Annotated in this window: 15 protein-coding genes; 5 read left to right on the top strand and 10 right to left on the bottom strand. The window is 39.4% G+C overall.

Going from position 1 to position 16,090, the window contains the following annotated elements; all coding sequences use genetic code 11:
- Nucleotides 1-28: 28 nt before the first annotated feature.
- Complete coding sequence (locus HCU67_RS04930; protein ID WP_168551460.1) at nucleotides 29-1,879, bottom strand: CBS domain-containing protein; 1,851 nt, start codon at nucleotides 1,877-1,879, stop codon at nucleotides 29-31.
- Between the two features lie 148 nt (nucleotides 1,880-2,027).
- Here HCU67_RS04930 and hemN point away from each other — a divergent pair, with 148 nt between their 5' ends.
- The 4 genes from hemN to HCU67_RS04910 all read left to right on the top strand — a co-directional run bounded on the left by hemN (nucleotide 2,028) and on the right by HCU67_RS04910 (nucleotide 5,247).
- On the top strand, nucleotides 2,028-3,386 hold the full coding sequence (hemN, locus tag HCU67_RS04925) for an oxygen-independent coproporphyrinogen III oxidase (RefSeq protein ID WP_168551459.1): 1,359 nt from the start codon (nucleotides 2,028-2,030) through the stop codon (nucleotides 3,384-3,386).
- A gap of 16 nt (nucleotides 3,387-3,402) precedes the next feature.
- Nucleotides 3,403-4,224 (top strand): universal stress protein, encoded by an 822-nt coding sequence (locus HCU67_RS04920; protein ID WP_168551458.1) that lies wholly within the window; start codon nucleotides 3,403-3,405, stop codon nucleotides 4,222-4,224.
- A gap of 40 nt (nucleotides 4,225-4,264) precedes the next feature.
- A complete protein-coding gene (locus HCU67_RS04915) occupies nucleotides 4,265-4,720 on the top strand; it encodes a pyridoxamine 5'-phosphate oxidase family protein (RefSeq protein WP_168551457.1) in 456 nt (151 codons plus the stop codon).
- A gap of 107 nt (nucleotides 4,721-4,827) precedes the next feature.
- Complete coding sequence (locus HCU67_RS04910) at nucleotides 4,828-5,247, top strand: CBS domain-containing protein (RefSeq protein WP_168551456.1); 420 nt, start codon at nucleotides 4,828-4,830, stop codon at nucleotides 5,245-5,247.
- Nucleotides 5,248-5,332: 85 nt separating this feature from the next.
- Here HCU67_RS04910 and HCU67_RS04905 read toward each other — a convergent pair whose 3' ends face one another.
- From HCU67_RS04905 to HCU67_RS04865, 9 genes are read right to left on the bottom strand one after another with little or no spacing between them, the layout of a single operon-like run.
- Nucleotides 5,333-6,607 carry an acetyl-CoA hydrolase/transferase family protein gene (locus tag HCU67_RS04905; RefSeq protein WP_168551455.1) on the bottom strand — a complete coding sequence of 425 codons (1,275 nt, stop codon included), beginning with the start codon at nucleotides 6,605-6,607 and terminating at the stop codon, nucleotides 5,333-5,335.
- Nucleotides 6,608-6,638: 31 nt separating this feature from the next.
- A complete protein-coding gene (locus HCU67_RS04900) occupies nucleotides 6,639-7,289 on the bottom strand; it encodes a sulfite exporter TauE/SafE family protein (protein WP_345890698.1) in 651 nt (216 codons plus the stop codon).
- 55 nt (nucleotides 7,290-7,344) lie between these two features.
- The gene (locus HCU67_RS04895) at nucleotides 7,345-7,791 is read right to left on the bottom strand and encodes a FixH family protein (RefSeq protein ID WP_168551453.1); all 447 of its coding nucleotides are present in this window, start codon (nucleotides 7,789-7,791) and stop codon (nucleotides 7,345-7,347) included.
- 10 nt (nucleotides 7,792-7,801) lie between these two features.
- Nucleotides 7,802-9,211 carry a cytochrome c oxidase accessory protein CcoG gene (ccoG, locus tag HCU67_RS04890; protein ID WP_168551452.1) on the bottom strand — a complete coding sequence of 470 codons (1,410 nt, stop codon included), beginning with the start codon at nucleotides 9,209-9,211 and terminating at the stop codon, nucleotides 7,802-7,804.
- Between the two features lie 29 nt (nucleotides 9,212-9,240).
- Nucleotides 9,241-10,206 (bottom strand): cbb3-type cytochrome c oxidase N-terminal domain-containing protein, encoded by a 966-nt coding sequence (locus HCU67_RS04885; protein ID WP_168551451.1) that lies wholly within the window; start codon nucleotides 10,204-10,206, stop codon nucleotides 9,241-9,243.
- Nucleotides 10,196-10,393, bottom strand: coding sequence for a CcoQ/FixQ family Cbb3-type cytochrome c oxidase assembly chaperone (locus tag HCU67_RS04880; RefSeq protein WP_168551450.1), 198 nt, complete (start codon nucleotides 10,391-10,393; stop codon nucleotides 10,196-10,198). Before HCU67_RS04880 ends, HCU67_RS04885 begins: the two co-directional genes overlap by 11 nt.
- A 2-nt stretch (nucleotides 10,394-10,395) precedes the next feature.
- Complete coding sequence (gene ccoN / locus HCU67_RS04875; RefSeq protein ID WP_168551449.1) at nucleotides 10,396-12,597, bottom strand: cytochrome-c oxidase, cbb3-type subunit I; 2,202 nt, start codon at nucleotides 12,595-12,597, stop codon at nucleotides 10,396-10,398.
- Nucleotides 12,598-12,599: 2 nt separating this feature from the next.
- Entirely contained in the window at nucleotides 12,600-12,791 is a 192-nt protein-coding gene (gene ccoS / locus HCU67_RS04870; RefSeq protein WP_168551448.1) for a cbb3-type cytochrome oxidase assembly protein CcoS, read from the bottom strand.
- Between the two features lie 59 nt (nucleotides 12,792-12,850).
- Nucleotides 12,851-15,226, bottom strand: coding sequence for a heavy metal translocating P-type ATPase (locus HCU67_RS04865; RefSeq protein WP_168551447.1), 2,376 nt, complete (start codon nucleotides 15,224-15,226; stop codon nucleotides 12,851-12,853).
- A 177-nt stretch (nucleotides 15,227-15,403) separates the two neighbouring features.
- On the opposite strand from HCU67_RS04865, the gene HCU67_RS04860 reads away from it, so the two are divergent.
- Nucleotides 15,404-16,036, top strand: coding sequence for a Crp/Fnr family transcriptional regulator (locus HCU67_RS04860; RefSeq protein ID WP_168552059.1), 633 nt, complete (start codon nucleotides 15,404-15,406; stop codon nucleotides 16,034-16,036).
- Nucleotides 16,037-16,090 lie beyond the last annotated feature (54 nt).

Here is a 16,090-nt window from a genome sequence, read left to right as displayed (position 1 = left end):
GATAATTTTGGGGAAACGTATTGGGCCATTAGATTAGGTCGGATTTACTTAAAATTCCAATCAGGGTGTTAGTGTTCTGAACCACAGGAAGACAGCCGATATCGTGTTTTTTCATAAGCTCAAGAGCCTCTAAAGTCGTTTGGTCAGGACCAATTGTAAATATCTCCTTAACCATTATCCTGTCTACTGTCGTTTGCTCAAAATCAACAGATTTTTCCAATGAATTCAGATAACGCAGCGACAGTATTCCGGTTAGTTCTGCATAATCGTTCTCAACGGGTATATGTCGAATATTGTTCCAAGTCATAATGGCTTTTGCCATACTCACATAGTCATTTTCGTGAAGTTTAAGTACGTGAGTGTTCATCAGTTCTTTAACAAGCTGGGATTTGCCGAAGGGTCTTTTATTGTCTATATCCTTCCACTGATGTATAGGCAAGTGTTTTGTCTGATTTTGAACCATTTCCTTGGTAAGGAGGACTAATGATTTATCAGTTTTGAAATCTTTCTTTAGTTTTCGATAATTCGAAACCTGCCACTGTTCCCCAGTACGACCTTTTGTCCGTGCTTCAATAATACCTAAAAAACGCTCAATGTCTACATCATCAACTCCACATTTATGCAGGCCTTTATAAGCAATCGGCAGTAGTTTATTCAAGACCAATTTTTTAGCACTATATGCCTCATCGCACCATAAAAACAGTGATTCCTTACCAGTTCTAGCCGCTTTTATAAAATTGGTCTTGGCCGACTTGAAATCCATTTTGGAAGGTAAATCATCAAATTGCTTAGGACGACCTTTCATCAAACCCACCCAAAAAGCAAAATTGGCCAATTCGTCCAAGACGGAAGGTCCGGCAGGAATATATCTGTTCTCTATTCTAAGATGGGGTTTTCCACCACCAACCCCATAACAAGGCCTATTCCAACGATAGACTGTCCCATTTTGCAAGCATAAGGCGGGGAGTTCGGGAATTATCCCCTTTTTTATTTTTTCCATGGAGTTCTCCTCAATCTTTTTAGTTAAAAGAATGCGGTGCTTAGAAATGTCCTTTTTAAAAATTTCAGCAACACTACCAGATTCCCAATCATCTCCAAATCCGACTCTAGGTGTTTGATTACGAAGCGCCGATACGGTTTTTCGGGTATCGAGGCTTTGCTGAAAAAGTGCAATTCGGGTTTCCTTCCACAATTCACGTCCCATAAGTAAGGGCGAATTACAACAAATGGACAAAACAGGGCCAGCAATCGCTTGTGCCCAATTATAGCTCGATATAAAATCATTGGATGGGATTTGTAGGTGCAATTGGAAACTAGTATTACAAGCTTCAAACATCACCGAATCATGCTTCAAAAAAAGCTCATCGACCCCCCTAATCTTCAAATTAAAGTCTCCGCCTTTATTAGTTTTAAGCATATCGTTCAACGCAAAATATCTGGGAATGGGCGTTAAGTATTCCAGCCCAACCTCCTTTTTACTTATTGTTGGTAAAATACCTGCCAACAACAATTTTGCTCCTAGACCTTTTGCTTTTTTGTCGGCCTTTAGCAATAGGATGCGCAATTGCTTTTCAACCAAGTTGAAACAGTCTTTCTTGAGTTCGAAGGAATCTAGGTTAAGCTCTATGTTATAGCTTGCCAACTCAGTAGTAAAATGATTGTCATTAATCGCCTTCAGTAATTTTTGGTTTATACCAAATGGGCGATAATCTTCATCGATTAAGCATATTTCCTGTTCTGCCCCTATACGCACAACATCATCTTCAAAAAGGTCATTGTCCAAAAGATATTCCAAGGCCTTAATGTCATCCATCAAATGTTGTACGAAAGCAGCGCGCTCCCCAGTTCTACTCGGTTGCGCTGTAATCATTTCGCCCATAATACGATAGCTTATCCAACAAAACTATCGTGCGGGCTTTGAATAAAATATGACAATTGTCAGGCTGGCTCCATTGCTGTTTTCAAACTGACTTTTATCATATTTTTTCTGTTCATGGCCGGGTAATTTTGACTACAAATAAAATGGTATGTGCAACCTCACTGAAAAATATAATGTACCCGGACCGAGGTACACCAGTTATCCTACTGTACCCTATTGGGATTTGAATTCTTTCTCAGGATCAAGATGGAAAACAAGCGTTAAACAGAGTTTCAAAGAATCAAAAGAACAAGGTATAAGTCTATATATCCATTTGCCATTCTGTGAGCAAATGTGCACTTTTTGTGGTTGCCATAAGCGCATTACCAAGCGTCACGAAGTGGAGCTCCCATACATTAATGCCGTCCTAAAAGAATGGAACCTATATTGTAATCTTTTGGGAAGTCGCCCTAAAATCAAAGAGCTACATTTGGGAGGAGGAACACCTACTTTTTTCTCTCCTGAAAACCTGACACGATTAGTGGAAGGAATTTTAAGTCTCGCAACTGTTCACCCTAAAGCGGAATTTAGTTTTGAAGGCCATCCGAACAATACTACCGAAGCACACTTAAAGGCCCTTTTTAATGTGGGATTTAGAAGGGTCTGCTTTGGGGTACAAGACTATAACAATTCTGTTCAGGTAGCAATCAATCGCCTACAACCTTTTGAAAAGGTGAAACAAGTAACAGAAATAGCCCGTCAAATGGGTTATACTTCCGTAGGACATGATTTGATCTATGGCCTGCCATTCCAAACCCTTGAAGATGTAAAAAACACTATTGTACGAACAAACGATTTAAGTCCTGATAGAATAGCATTTTATAGCTATGCCCACGTACCATGGAGAAAAGGAAATGGTCAACGCGGTTATCGTGAAGCAGACCTGCCTACCCCGGAACAAAAGCAAGAACAGTACGAAATTGGTAGGCAATGGCTAAGCGGAATGGGTTACAAACATATCGGCATGGACCATTTTGCACTTGGTACGGATGCACTTTATGAAGCCACAAAATCAAGACGTTTACATCGAAATTTTATGGGTTATACCCCATCAAAAACCCAATTAATGATTGGTTTGGGCGTATCGAGCATCAGCGATAGCTGGCATGGGTTCTCCCAGAATGTAAAAAGCATCGAAGAATATCAACATTTGGTTGCAAATGATATTATTCCCTTTTATCGCGGACATCTTCTGAGTGAGGAAGATGAGATACTAAGAAGTCATATTCTAAATCTTATGTGTCGATTTGAGACCACATGGAAAACATCGGAAACCCAAAAAATAAATTTTCATGAAATCACCTCAGCATTAGCTGAATTTGAAGCAGATGGATTGGTCATTATAGGTCAAAATTCAGTGTTCATAACAGAAAAAGGGCGTCCTTTTCTTAGGAATATTGCTATGGCTTTTGACCTAAGACTACAAAGAAAAAAACCCGAAACAAGACTGTTTTCAATGACAGTATAACCTAATTCTAGAAAGTATGAAAAGTATTGTTGTGCCCATAGATTTTTCAGAGCAATCAAAATTTGCCTTGAAAGCAGCTGCCTCAATTGCAGCAAAAACCAATGCGGAGCTTTTAGTACTCCATATGTTGGAACTTACACCGGCCATTATGACCGAATCTGGTTACATACCAGAAGTGCAAATGGTACACCTAATGAAGATGACCGAAAAAAGGTTCAACAAATTTTTAAATGAACCATATCTAGAAAACCTAAAGGTTACCCCAATTATTAAACACTATAAAGTCTTCAGTGAAGTTGAGGAAATTGCAAAATTACATGGGGCGAATTTGATTGTTATGGGATCACATGGAACGGATGGGCTTGAAGAAATATTCATTGGTTCAAATACAGAACGAGTAGTTCGTAGCTCTGAGGTTCCTGTTCTAGTGATTAAAGGCGAATTAAATGATTTTCAAGTAAGCCGCTTTGTGTTTGCTTCAGATTTTAAAGAAGAGAATGTTGAAGTAGTTCAAAAAGCTGCTGCATTTGCTGATTTGATAGGTTCGGATTTTAAACTCTTTTATGTCAATACTCCAGGCGATTCTTTTCTAAGTACGGGAGACGCCTATAAGAAAATATCGAGTTTTTTAAACTTGGCCAATTTAGGTCTCGAAGTCGACGTTTACAACGATTACACCGTAGAACGAGGTGTACTGAATTTTGCTGAAGCCAATGCTGCAGACTTGATCGGTATTCCCACTCATGGCAGAAGGGGACTTTCCCACTTCTTTATGGGAAGTATTGGTGAAGATGTTGCTAATCATAGTAAAATCCCTGTAGTTACATTCAAAATTTAAAACCTTAAGCTCAGATGAAAATAACCTTAAAGGAATTACAATGGTAAAAGACATGAAAATGGACGATTGTTTGGCACTATTGGCCCGAAATTACATAGGGCGATTAGGTTACATATACGGACAAAGCCCATTCATTTTACCAATAACGTTTCATCACGACCCTAATGAAAAATGTATCATAAGCTACTCGGCCGAAGGACATAAGTTACATGCCATGCGGCAGTACAATGTGGTTTCATTTCAAGTTGATGAAATAACTTCCATACAAAACTGGAAATCAGTTTTTATTCAAGGGCGGTACGAAGAAATTAAAGGAAGTAGTACCAAACTATATTTAAATAGGTTTGCTGAAGGGGTTCGCAATTCATTTAAAATGCGAAAGGAAGAACCGCCAGCTTTCATAAAAGACTTTTCAAGCAAGTTGGAGGACAGAGGGGTCCCAACGGTCTACAAAATTTCTACAGATTTCATTTCAGGAAAATTTAGAACTAGCTGATTAGCTGATGTTTGTATCAGAAGAGAGCTGTAGGCTATCCTGATATTTATCATAGTTCTTTTCTTGCTTCAGACGTAAATTGAAGTAGAAATTAAAACTAGACAGCGATGAAAAAAAGAGTCCCTATTTCACAAATAATGACAAGAAACGTAGTAACCTTGACCATTAAAGATGATTTGGTCACTGCGGAAGAAACATTTAAGAAAAACCGAATTCGCCATATCCCTATAGTGAGCGGGAACAATATTTTAGGCATGCTAAGCTATACTGATTTAATGCGTATCAGTTTTGCTGATGCCATAGATGACAATGAATATGAAGTAGACACCATGGTCTACAATATGTTCAGCATTGAACAGGTAATGGTCAAGGATGTAGTAAGCGTGCCACCAACAGCTACGGTAAAAGAGGTTGCCCAATTCTTATCGCTAAAAGAATTTCATGCCTTACCTGTTGTAGATGAAGGTAAATTGGTTGGAATCGTAACTACAACAGATTTGATTAAATATCTGGTAGAACAATATTGATTGACCGTTGTTCGCAACGGAGTTCGTTCTTTGATTGATTTGATGAATTGGAGGGGATTATTAAAAAATAATCCCCTCTATTTATTTAGAACGTTCCATTAAATCTTTTATAGGCTTCTTTTTGCAAATCCTCTCTATGATTGGGATGTGCAATAGAAATCAAGGCCTTTGCTCGTTGCTGTAAATTCTTTCCAAAAAGATTGACCACACCATATTCCGTTGCCACATAATGCACATGTGCACGGGTAGTGGTTACCCCTGCCCCTGTTTTTAGAAATGGTACAATTTTCGAAACTCCTTTTTTAGTAGCCGCTGACATTGCGAAAATAGGTTTGCCACCTTTTGACAAAGCAGCTCCGCGAATGAAGTCCATTTGTCCGCCAACACCAGAGAATTGATACCCACCAATGGTGTCGGCACAGACCTGACCCGTCAAATCAATTTCAATAGCACTATTGATAGCCGTTACTTTTGGGTTTCTTCGAATTCTGGCCGTATCATTGGTATAGGCAGCATCCCTAAAATCACAAATGGGATTGTCGTCAATAAAATCATATAGCTTTCGAGAACCCACTGCAAAACAACTAACAATTTTTCCACGTTTTACAGATTTCTCTTTTCCGTTGATAACCCCACTTTCCAATAATGGAAGTACTCCATCAGAAAACATTTCAGTATGAATGCCCAAGTTTTTATGGTTGCCCAAGTTTGCTAAAACGGCATCAGGTATGGTGCCAATGCCCATTTGTAGGGTAGCACCATCTTCGATAAGGGCAGCTACGTTGCTTCCGATTTTATCTTCGATTTCTCCAATACTGGTTGGCGCATGCTCATGAATAGGCCGGTTCACCTCGCAGGCCAAAACGATTTCATCAATATGTACGATACCAGTACCATGCGTTCTGGGTACCGAAGGATTTATCTGTGCGATAATCTTTTTTGCGGAACGTACTGCGGGCAATGCCACATCAACCGACACGCCTAGCGAACAATAGCCATGTTGGTCGGGAGGTGAAACTTGTACTATGGCAACATCTATGGGAAGGTATCCGTCATAATATAACCTTGAAATTTCACTAAGAAAAACTGGAACATAATCGGCTTGAGGGGTGTTGACACTTTTACGCACATTGCCTCCCACAAAGCAAGAATTCAAACGAAATGTGTCGCTATAAGGAGCTTGGGTATATTTGGCATCACCTTCGGTGTGTATTGAGACAACCTCAATGTTCTCAAGCTCGTTATAACGTTCGCACAAAGCATTAATCAATTCATTTGGAGTCATCGCAGCACCTTGAAAAAATACCCGATTTCCTGATTTTACCACCTGAACTACTTCTTCAGCAGTTACTATTTTCATATCACAATAATTTTATCTGGTACAGTTGAAATTAATGACACTCGAAATCTGATGAAACCACTTCCTGTACTACTGGTTTAGGAGAGATGTAGGGTATTCCCAAACCCATTCCACGAATTATAAAAAGAAATCCTACAAGTGCAACAAGTAAAGGAACCAATTTACGTACTTTGGTCTTTATGCCATTACCAAAAGAGTTGAACGCATAAACAGCGGTAGTCATTAACGGAACAGTACCAATTCCAAAAAGTACCATATACAAACTGCTTTGTATCGGCGAGCCGATGGCAATTGCCGCAAATAGTGCCATATAAACCAGACCGCAGGGTAAGAACCCATTTAGCAATCCTATAGTAAGGAAGGTGTCAGGGGATTTTTTTTTGAGCTCATTGGCCAATTTCGATTTTATTCGGCCCATTACTTTGTATATCGGGCCTCTTAAACTTACTGTTGAGAAATATTTTGAAGGAAGAACCACCAGAACTATCATCAGTATTCCTATTGCAATTGATAATTTCTGCTGAAAACCAAACAAATGCAAGCTTTTTCCGACTAAGCCAAACACCAATCCCAGTAAAGCATATGAAAAAAGGCGCCCAAGGTGGTATAAAGACAATTGAAGAAGCTTTTTTGTAGGTCTTGACCTATCTAATGGCAGCATAAAAGCAATAGGCCCACACATGCCCAAACAATGCAAACTGCCCAACAAACCCAATAAAACAGCTGAAAAAAGCATGCTAATAGTTTATCTTTTCTTTGAATAAAAATGAATTTTCTTCATAATCCCATTTCACGGTAATGTCCCAGCGACCGTCTAACAGGCGGTTGTCAGGTATGAGCAAATGTGAATTCGACAGACGTATAGGAAAGTCAAAATCAAGGTGCCTATTTGACGGTCTATAAAGGGACACTTTACCTGTGATTATTTTGCTATCAAATGATTCTGGGAAATGGATTGTAATGCCGGTCTCGCTTTTTTCCAATTTCAATTTGGCGTTCATTAAGGACGCACTTCGTTCTGCATCAATTTCATCTTGATATGCCAATTCTTGTTTGTAATATTCATCAGTGACCAATTCATGATCAGTGCTGTCGTCAATGTTCATGCGAACAACGAAATAGAGAATGAAGGCGATAAAACCAATAAAAGCCAATACTATTCCAGTTCCCCAGTTAATCTTCATAATTCAAGTTTTAATGGTAGCTCCTAGGGGCCAAAAATTGAGTCGTAGTTGTCTCAATTAATTTGTCACCACTCAAGATTCCTATTTTCAATTTGTCTTTATCCCCATTGAGAGCCGAATTGTTTATTTCAATAAATAAGGTTCCTTCAGCCAGCTCTTCAGCTGGAACCTTAAAGAAATTTTTTGATACCATTTTTACGGTACCCTTGTGAGACAATAATTTGAAACTCACACTATCTACTGGTTGACTCGTCTTATTGACCAATTTGTAGGTGTAAACATTGCTTATCACGTTGTTGTCCTTTCTTTCATACAGCTGTCCTGGCAATCTCAATATGTTTGCCTCCAGCTCATTACGCAAAAAAAGCATACCTATCAAAATACCAATCAGAATAGTAAGTACCGAAGCGTACCCTTTTAATCTTGGTGTAAACTGAAACTTTTTCTTTTCAGAAATTTCTTGTTCACTGGCATATCGAATCAGCCCTTTTGGCTTTTTAATACTTTCCATGATATGGTCGCACTCATCAATACATGCCGTGCAGTTTACACACTCCAATTGGGTGCCGTTTCTAATGTCAATGCCGGTAGGGCATACATGAACACATTGAAAGCAGTCAATACAATCACCATGGCCCAACGCATCGCGATCTTCATTTTTTCTGAACTTTTTCCGTCCATTTTCGCCTTCCCCACGTTTATGGTCATACGCAACAACAATCGATTTATCATCAAGCAGAACCCCTTGTAACCTACCGTAGGGGCATGCAATAATGCATACCTGTTCTCTGAACCACGCAAATACGAAGTAAAAAACGGCGGTAAATATCAACAGTGGAATTATGGTTCCGAAATGTTGAAATGGACCATCATTTATATAGCGAAGCAACTTGTCACTACCAATCAAATAGGCTAAAAACACATTTGCAATCAAAAAAGAAATGATGAAGAAAACCAGCCATTTTAAAAGGCGTTTACGAATTTTATTGGCATTCCAAGGAGATTTATCAAGTCTTATTTGAGCACCTCTGTCTCCATCAATCCAGTATTCAATTCTGCGAAAAACCATTTCCATGAATATGGTCTGAGGGCACATCCAACCACAAAATAATCGGCCAAAACCCACTGTGAACAGTGCAACGAAGACCACCCCAATAATCATGGAAATAACAACCAGATGAAAATCTTGTGGCCAAAACGGGAAGCCGAAAATATTAAATCGACGTTCGAGCACATTGAACAGTAAGAATTGATTACCGTTGATTTTTATAAACGGAGAAGCAAAGAGAAAAAGCAACAGAAAGTAGCTGACGTATTTTCGATATTCATAGAAATTCCCGCGAGGCTTTTTGGGGTAAATCCATGCCCGTTTTCCCTCAGTTGTAACTGTTGCTATCGAATCTCTAAAATTTTCTTCCATTTAAAACCCTTAAAAGGTCAGTAGATTACTTACTCTTTGGTCTCTTCTACCAAATCAGCGGCATCGGTTTCATAGGTTTCTCCAGAATTAGCTTCAGGTTCTTCCTTGATTTCAGGGGCATTGGGATCAACCCATATTTCCCCTTCCGGGGCTTTAGGGTTGGCAGCAGTGGTTCCTTGAAATTGTAATAAATAACTGGCTACTTGCGCCATCTCGCTGGGCTTTAAGCTATTTTTCCAGGCAACCATTCCTTTACCATCTCTACCGCCCTCTGATATGGTATTGAAAACATTTTTAATCCCACCACCTAATATCCAATATTCATCAGTCAGGTTAGGACCTATACCGCCACCGCCATCTGCCATATGGCAAACCACACAATTTGTGGTAAAAATCTTTTTCCCTGCGTTTAAGTCTGAAGCATCGGTCAGCAATTCCACAGAATTCACATCTACCAAATCTTTTGCCGTCTTCTTATATTCTTCAATTGCAATTCTGGCTTCAGCAACTTCCATATCATATTCTTCTGCTTGGGTGTAGTCGCTCGCAATATGAAAACGTACCAAGTAGATGAGGCCAAAAACGATAGTGGCATAGAACATATAGACCCACCATGGTGGCAATACGTTATCGAGTTCTCGAATACCATCGTAATTATGGTCCAAGATAATCTCACCCTCTTGTTCGATAGCTCGACTTTTCGTGAGCTTCTTAAATAGATTTTTACCCCAAGTCCATTCTACTTTTTTATTCTTAGTTTGTAGATAACGCGCTTTGGCTTCTTCAGATAGTGTTTGGAACATTACATTCTCTACTGATTTGAGTATGGCCTCAATAGCAATCAAAATCAGTAATACCATAAGAAGGAAAAACTGTGTTACAGGGTATTTTATAATGGCGAGTGAGTCGCCAGCGTCAATGAAATATTCCAATAATCCCCAAATAATGAAAAACAGCAGTGGAACCCTTATCCACCATGGAAATTTAGAAATCATGTTGTCTTGTTTTTTGGTTGTCGTTATCTAAAGGCAATTCGCCCATTTCTTTTATATGAGCTTTAGAAGCAGTGAATACCCACCAAAAGAGGAGGGAAAAGAACACGAAGAAAATTAGCAATGATATCATGGGATAGGTTGCTATACCTTCAATACTTTCCATGTGGTTTTTTACGAACTTTAGCATGGTTATTTGTTTTGTGAGATTAATTCATCCGTTTCCTTAACCTTAATGTCCGTTCCCAATCGTTGCAAATAAGCAATAAGGGATATGATTTCTCTATTTCGCATTTCTACAAAGTCAAGGTTATTATCTGCAGCGTAGTTTTTATCTGCCTCATAGGTTCTGGCAAATTCAGGATCTGTATATAGATTCTTCTCTATTTGCAGTGCTTGCTCTGCCATATGCTCCTGTGCGTTTGAAATGTCTTCGTCTGTGTAGGGAACCCCTAACTTGACCATTGCCTCCATTTTGGCTTCTACACCACTTCTATCATGTTCGTTCAAGACCAACCACTGATAGGCAGGCATTATTGATCCCGAAGACGTACTTTGGGGGTCATACATGTGGTTTAAATGCCAGTTATCCGAGTACTTACCTCCAACCCGAAGTAAATCAGGTCCTGTTCTTTTACTGCCCCACAGAAAGGGATGGTCGTATACAAATTCACCGGCCTTGGCGTATTCACCGTAACGTTCAACTTCGCTACGAAACGGCCGTATCATTTGCGAATGGCACCCAACACATCCTTCTCGAATGTAAAGGTCTCGCCCTTCCAACTCTAGAGGTGTATACGGTTGTACACTTGTAATTGTGGGGATGTTTGATTTCACCAATAATGTGGGAACTATTTGAATGATACCTCCAATTAAAATGGCAACGGTAGCTAGAATTGTCAATTGGATTGGTCTTCTTTCTAACCAAGTATGAAAAGTTTCACCAGCCGTTCTTCTGGTAGTAACCTTTGCCAAAGCAGGTGCTTCAGCCAGTTCATCACTCACAGAGCTTCCTTTTCTAATAGTAACAATGACATTATATACCATTACCAACATACCAACAATGAACAATGAACCTCCTATCGCACGCATCCAGTACATCGGGATAATTTGAGTCACTGTTTCCAAGAAATTACCATAAACAAGGGTTCCATCAGGATTAAATTCTTTCCACATTAAAGCCTGTGTGAATCCTGCTACGTACATGGGCAATGCATAAAGTACGATACCCAAAGTGCCAATCCAGAAATGGAAATTTGCCAGTGCTCTTGAATACAAGGTGGTTTTCCACATTTTAGGAACTAAATAATAGATCATACCGAATGTCAGGAAGCCGTTCCAAGCCAAAGCTCCAACATGGACATGCGCAATGACCCAATCACTAAAATGGGCAATGGCATTCACGTTTTTTAGGGAAAGCATTGGCCCTTCAAAAGTGGCCATACCATAACCGGTAATGGCAACAACCATAAATTTTAAAACGGGATCTGTCCGAACTTTATCCCATACCCCCCGCAAGGTCAAAAGCCCGTTTATCATTCCTCCCCAAGAAGGTGCAATGAGCATAACGGAAAACACAACGCCTAAGTTTTGGGCCCAGTCGGGCAAAGATGAATATAAGAGGTGGTGTGGACCTGCCCAGATATAAATAAATATCAGGGACCAGAAGTGAACAATTGACAAACGATAGGAATAAACTGGTCGATTCGCAGCCTTAGGCACAAAGTAATACATCAATCCTAAAAATGGAGTTGTCAAAAAGAATGCTACGGCATTATGACCATACCACCATTGTACCAAGGCGTCTTGCACACCTGCATAAACAGAGTAACTTTTTAGTGCTGAAACTGGCAGCTCTAAACTGTTGAATATGTGCAGTACCGCAACCGTAACAAAAGTTGCCAGGTAAAACCAAACCGCAACATAGAGATGCCGTTGTCTTCTTTTAAGTATGGTACCTATCATGTTCCATCCGAACACCACCCAAACAACAGCTATGGCAATATCAATAGGCCATTCCAATTCTGCATATTCTTTTGAAGTAGTATATCCTAAGGGTAAGGTCAATGCAGCAGCAACAATTATCAATTGCCAACCCCAAAAATTAATGTTGCTCAAAACATCGCTGAACATGCGGGCTTTAAGCAATCTTTGCAAGGAATAATATACGCCAGCGAATATGGCATTCCCCACAAAAGCAAAAATGACAGCATTTGTATGAAGTGGCCTTAAACGACCAAAGCTCAACCACGATATACCATCGGTTAGGTTAGGGAATAAAAACATAAAGGCCAGCAATAGGCCGACCACCATGCCCACAACGCCCCATAGCATAGTTGCATAGAGGAATTTTTGAACGATTTTATTATCGTATTGAAATTGTTGTACTTCCATAATTACTCAGTTTGACTTTTATTTTGGTTGCTATTATTTGATGTTTCGTTAACGAGTTCGTCTTCGAAGAGCATTCGAACAGATGGGGTATACGCATCATCATATTGTCCTTTTTTGACCGCGGCCAAAAAAACAAAGAAGAAGAGTACAGCTACAATTATGCTTATGGTCAATAACATATAAATGACACTCATACCTACCTGAATTTGGGTGTAAAACTAAAATTGACTGAACTCGTAAAAAATGACATATATCAGGTTTTGGTAGCTAATTTTCTTCCAAGAATATTTGTTGTTAGTGTCGCCAAAACAACAATGCTTATTGAGCTCAAAGGCATCAAAATGGCGGCAATTACAGGTTGTAATTGGCCCGTAACAGCGAAATAAAGCCCAATGAGGTTATAGCCCAATGAGAGTAGAAAACATGCTTTTATAACTTTTATGGACTGCCTTGCAATTGCCAGAAAAGAAGCTAGCTGATTTAATTTTGAGGCCTCCAAAATTGCGTCACTTGCGGGAGAGAAAACATTAACGTTCTCAGCCACGGCAACACCTACATCACTTTGTGCCAATGCACCTGCGTCATTAAGACCATCACCGACCATAAGTACTTTAGCTTTTCGTTGCAAGGATTCAATAAACTCAAGTTTGTCTTCTGGCTTTTGTTCAAAAAGCATGGGTAGCTGAAAGGGAAGTAGTTGCGCCAACTTGTTTTTTTCACCTTTGTTGTCACCAGATAAAATGGCAACAGAGTAATTCTGTCTCAAATTCTGAAGTAAGTTCACAATACCATTTCTGAACTGACTTTTGAACACGAATCTTCCCTTATAATTTTCATCAGCAGCTACATGTACCGTAGTTTCTAGGGAATTGTAATCACTGTTGCCAACATAAGCAGCTGAACCAATTTTGACTGAATGTTCCCCTAATTTACCTTCCAAACCTTTACCTGTTCTTTCAACAAATTCATCCAAGGTTTCAATTTGGTTGCTTTTCAGAATTCCATATAGCTCCCGACTTAGCGGATGGTTTGACCCCCTAAGTGTAGTTTTTAAAAGAACCTTTTCTTCTTCTGTCAGTTGCATTCCCTCATAGGTAATGGCACTACCATTATTTGAAGTAAGGGTGCCAGTTTTATCGAAGACGATGGTCTGAATTCTAGCTAGACGCTCAAGCGTATTGGTATCTTTTACATAAAATTTAAACCTTCCAAAAATTCGAAGTACGTTACCAAGTGTAAAGGGCGCAGCCAAAGCTATGGCACATGGACAAGCAATAATAAGTACCGCGGTAAATACATTTAATGCCTTGCTTGGGTCATGCCAAAGCCAAAAGCCAGTTGCCAGAAATGCAATAGTGAGCACGGCAAGCGTAAAGCGTTTACTCAAGGCATCCGTCAAAGTTTGGAAACTACTTGCTTTGTTTTTGGAAAAGGCTTTATTGCTCCAAAGCTGGGTTAAATAACTCTGGGAGACCGATTTAAGAACTTCCAGCTCAAGGACCCCTCCTATTTGTCGACCTCCAGCAAATAGTTTGTCCCCTAATTTTCTTTTTAAAGGTTCCGATTCACCCGTTACAAAACTATAATCAACTTGGGCATATCCTTTTAGGAGTATTGCGTCAACAGGAATTATTTCTTGATTCCGCACGAGTATTCTATCCCCTCTGTTTATTTTATGAATTTCAATGGTCTCCTCGTTTTCATCAACAATCCGAGTAATGGCGATAGGGAAATATGACTTATAGTCTCGCTCAAAAGAAAGATGGGCATAGGTCTTTTGTTGAAAGAAACGGCCAACCAACAAAAAGAAAACCAAACCCGTTAAACTATCAAAAAAGCCCGACCCCAAATCAAAAACGATATCAACGGTGCTTCGAACAAAGAGGGTTAGAATTCCCAAAGCTATAGGTACATCTATATTTAATACGCTAGATTTTAGTCCCTTAAATGCAGATTTAAAATAATCTTGGGCAGCATAGAAAACCACAGGCAATGAAAAAGCAAACATTAACCACCTGAAGAATAGTTTATAGCGGTCTAGCCAGAATTCTTCAACTTCAAAATATTCAGGAAACGACAAGAGCATAACATTGCCAAAAGCAAAACCTGCAACGCCCAGTTTATAGATTAATGAATTGTTGGTCGTTTTTGAGGTTTTCGAATAATCTTCAAGGGTAATAACAGGTTCGTAACCAATTGTTGATAGCAATAAGGCCAGCTCTTTTAAACTAAGGTTCTCCTTGTCATACGTAAATCTTGCTTGTTTTTTGGGGAAATCGACTTGAGATGATTTAATAGCAATATGTAGCTTACCAAGGTTTTCCAATACCCAAATACAAGAACTACAGTGCATGTTGGGAATGTGTAATTGTATTACTTGAACTCCGCCTTCATCGAAATCCAGAAGCTTCTGTACCACTTCTTGGTTCTCTAAAAAATCAAATTTTCCTGAAGTTTCATGGGGCGAAATGCCTGGATTGGATTCCATTTCATAAAAAGAATCCAAACCGCCATCAATAAGAATTTGATAGACCGATTTACAGCCATTACAACAAAAGCGCTTTGAATCGAACAAAACCTCATTGTTGTCACAAACATCCCCGCAATGGTAGCACGTTGAAGAAGACATACACATTTACTAATACCTGCAGCAAATGTCCAATGACGATAAATAATAAAATATGACAATTGTCAGCTTTTCAAATACATAGGTCGTATACCTTTGTACCGTTAGGTAAATCTTATTGTCATGAATGAGAGCAGGTGTGAAAATTGTATTATCCGTCAGTTCAACTCTTTGAGGGCGATGAACAAAGAGGAATTAAAAAAAGTTTCAGATTCCAAAATCACAAAAACAGTCAAAAAAGGCGAGCCCCTATTTGAAGAAGGTGATAAGCTAAATGGTGTTTATTGCGTACGTAACGGGGTTTCAAAAATGTCAAAATTAAGCCCAAACGGTAAGGATCAAATTGTAAAGTTGGCTACCAAAGGCGAAGTGATGGGCCAGCGTTCGGTAATTGCAGAAGAACACGCCAATTTATCTGCTGTTGCTGTCAGTGATATGGAGGTATGTTTCATTCCTAAAGAAAGCATCACCAATACGCTCCACAAAAACCCAAACTTCACTTTAGAAGTGCTTCGTCACATGGCCCATGATTTAAGGGAAGCTGATGATGTAATCGTAAACATGAGCCAAAAAACAGTGAAGCAGCGCATAGCCGAGGCCTTTCTCTATCTCCAAAATTTCGGTGTTGATGAAGATGGCTACTTTGTATTGACCCTCTCTCGTGAAGATATTGGTAACGTTGTGGGTACCGCCACCGAATCAGCAATCCGTATAATTTCTGAATTCAAGAAAAAGGGCCTCATCAAGGCTTCGGGAAAGAAATTAGGGATTAAGGACGAGCGTAAACTCAAAGATTTGGCCGAAGGGTTTTAGTAGTTTCTTTTTTTCTAAAGCTGACATTTGTCATAGTATCGCTTTCAAGACCAA

It is taken from the genome of Croceivirga thetidis (assembly GCF_012272815.1).
Lineage (GTDB): Bacteria > Bacteroidota > Bacteroidia > Flavobacteriales > Flavobacteriaceae > Croceivirga > Croceivirga thetidis.
The sequence above is the reverse complement of the archived record's forward strand: the minus strand, read 5'-3'. Positions and strand labels throughout refer to the sequence as shown.

Excerpts from the sequence above, each read along its gene's own strand:
- HCU67_RS04895 (WP_168551453.1), bottom strand. The coding sequence starts at position 7,791 with ATGAAGATTAACTGGGGAACTGGAATAGTATTGGCTTTTATTGGTTTT.
- HCU67_RS04885 (WP_168551451.1), bottom strand. The coding sequence starts at position 10,206 with ATGATTTCTAAATTTCCATGGTGGATAAGGGTTCCACTGCTGTTTTTC.
- HCU67_RS04880 (WP_168551450.1), bottom strand. The coding sequence starts at position 10,393 with ATGCTAAAGTTCGTAAAAAACCACATGGAAAGTATTGAAGGTATAGCA.
- hemN (WP_168551459.1), top strand. The coding sequence starts at position 2,028 with ATGTGCAACCTCACTGAAAAATATAATGTACCCGGACCGAGGTACACC.
- HCU67_RS04860 (WP_168552059.1), top strand. The coding sequence starts at position 15,404 with ATGAACAAAGAGGAATTAAAAAAAGTTTCAGATTCCAAAATCACAAAA.
- HCU67_RS04865 (WP_168551447.1), bottom strand. The coding sequence starts at position 15,226 with ATGTCTTCTTCAACGTGCTACCATTGCGGGGATGTTTGTGACAACAAT.
- HCU67_RS04920 (WP_168551458.1), top strand. The coding sequence starts at position 3,403 with ATGAAAAGTATTGTTGTGCCCATAGATTTTTCAGAGCAATCAAAATTT.
- ccoG (WP_168551452.1), bottom strand. The coding sequence starts at position 9,211 with ATGGAAGAAAATTTTAGAGATTCGATAGCAACAGTTACAACTGAGGGA.
- ccoS (WP_168551448.1), bottom strand. The coding sequence starts at position 12,791 with ATGAGTGTCATTTATATGTTATTGACCATAAGCATAATTGTAGCTGTA.
- HCU67_RS04915 (WP_168551457.1), top strand. The coding sequence starts at position 4,265 with ATGGTAAAAGACATGAAAATGGACGATTGTTTGGCACTATTGGCCCGA.
- HCU67_RS04910 (WP_168551456.1), top strand. The coding sequence starts at position 4,828 with ATGAAAAAAAGAGTCCCTATTTCACAAATAATGACAAGAAACGTAGTA.
- HCU67_RS04930 (WP_168551460.1), bottom strand. The coding sequence starts at position 1,879 with ATGGGCGAAATGATTACAGCGCAACCGAGTAGAACTGGGGAGCGCGCT.
- HCU67_RS04905 (WP_168551455.1), bottom strand. The coding sequence starts at position 6,607 with ATGAAAATAGTAACTGCTGAAGAAGTAGTTCAGGTGGTAAAATCAGGA.
- ccoN (WP_168551449.1), bottom strand. The coding sequence starts at position 12,597 with ATGGAAGTACAACAATTTCAATACGATAATAAAATCGTTCAAAAATTC.
- HCU67_RS04900 (WP_345890698.1), bottom strand. The coding sequence starts at position 7,289 with ATGTGTGGGCCTATTGCTTTTATGCTGCCATTAGATAGGTCAAGACCT.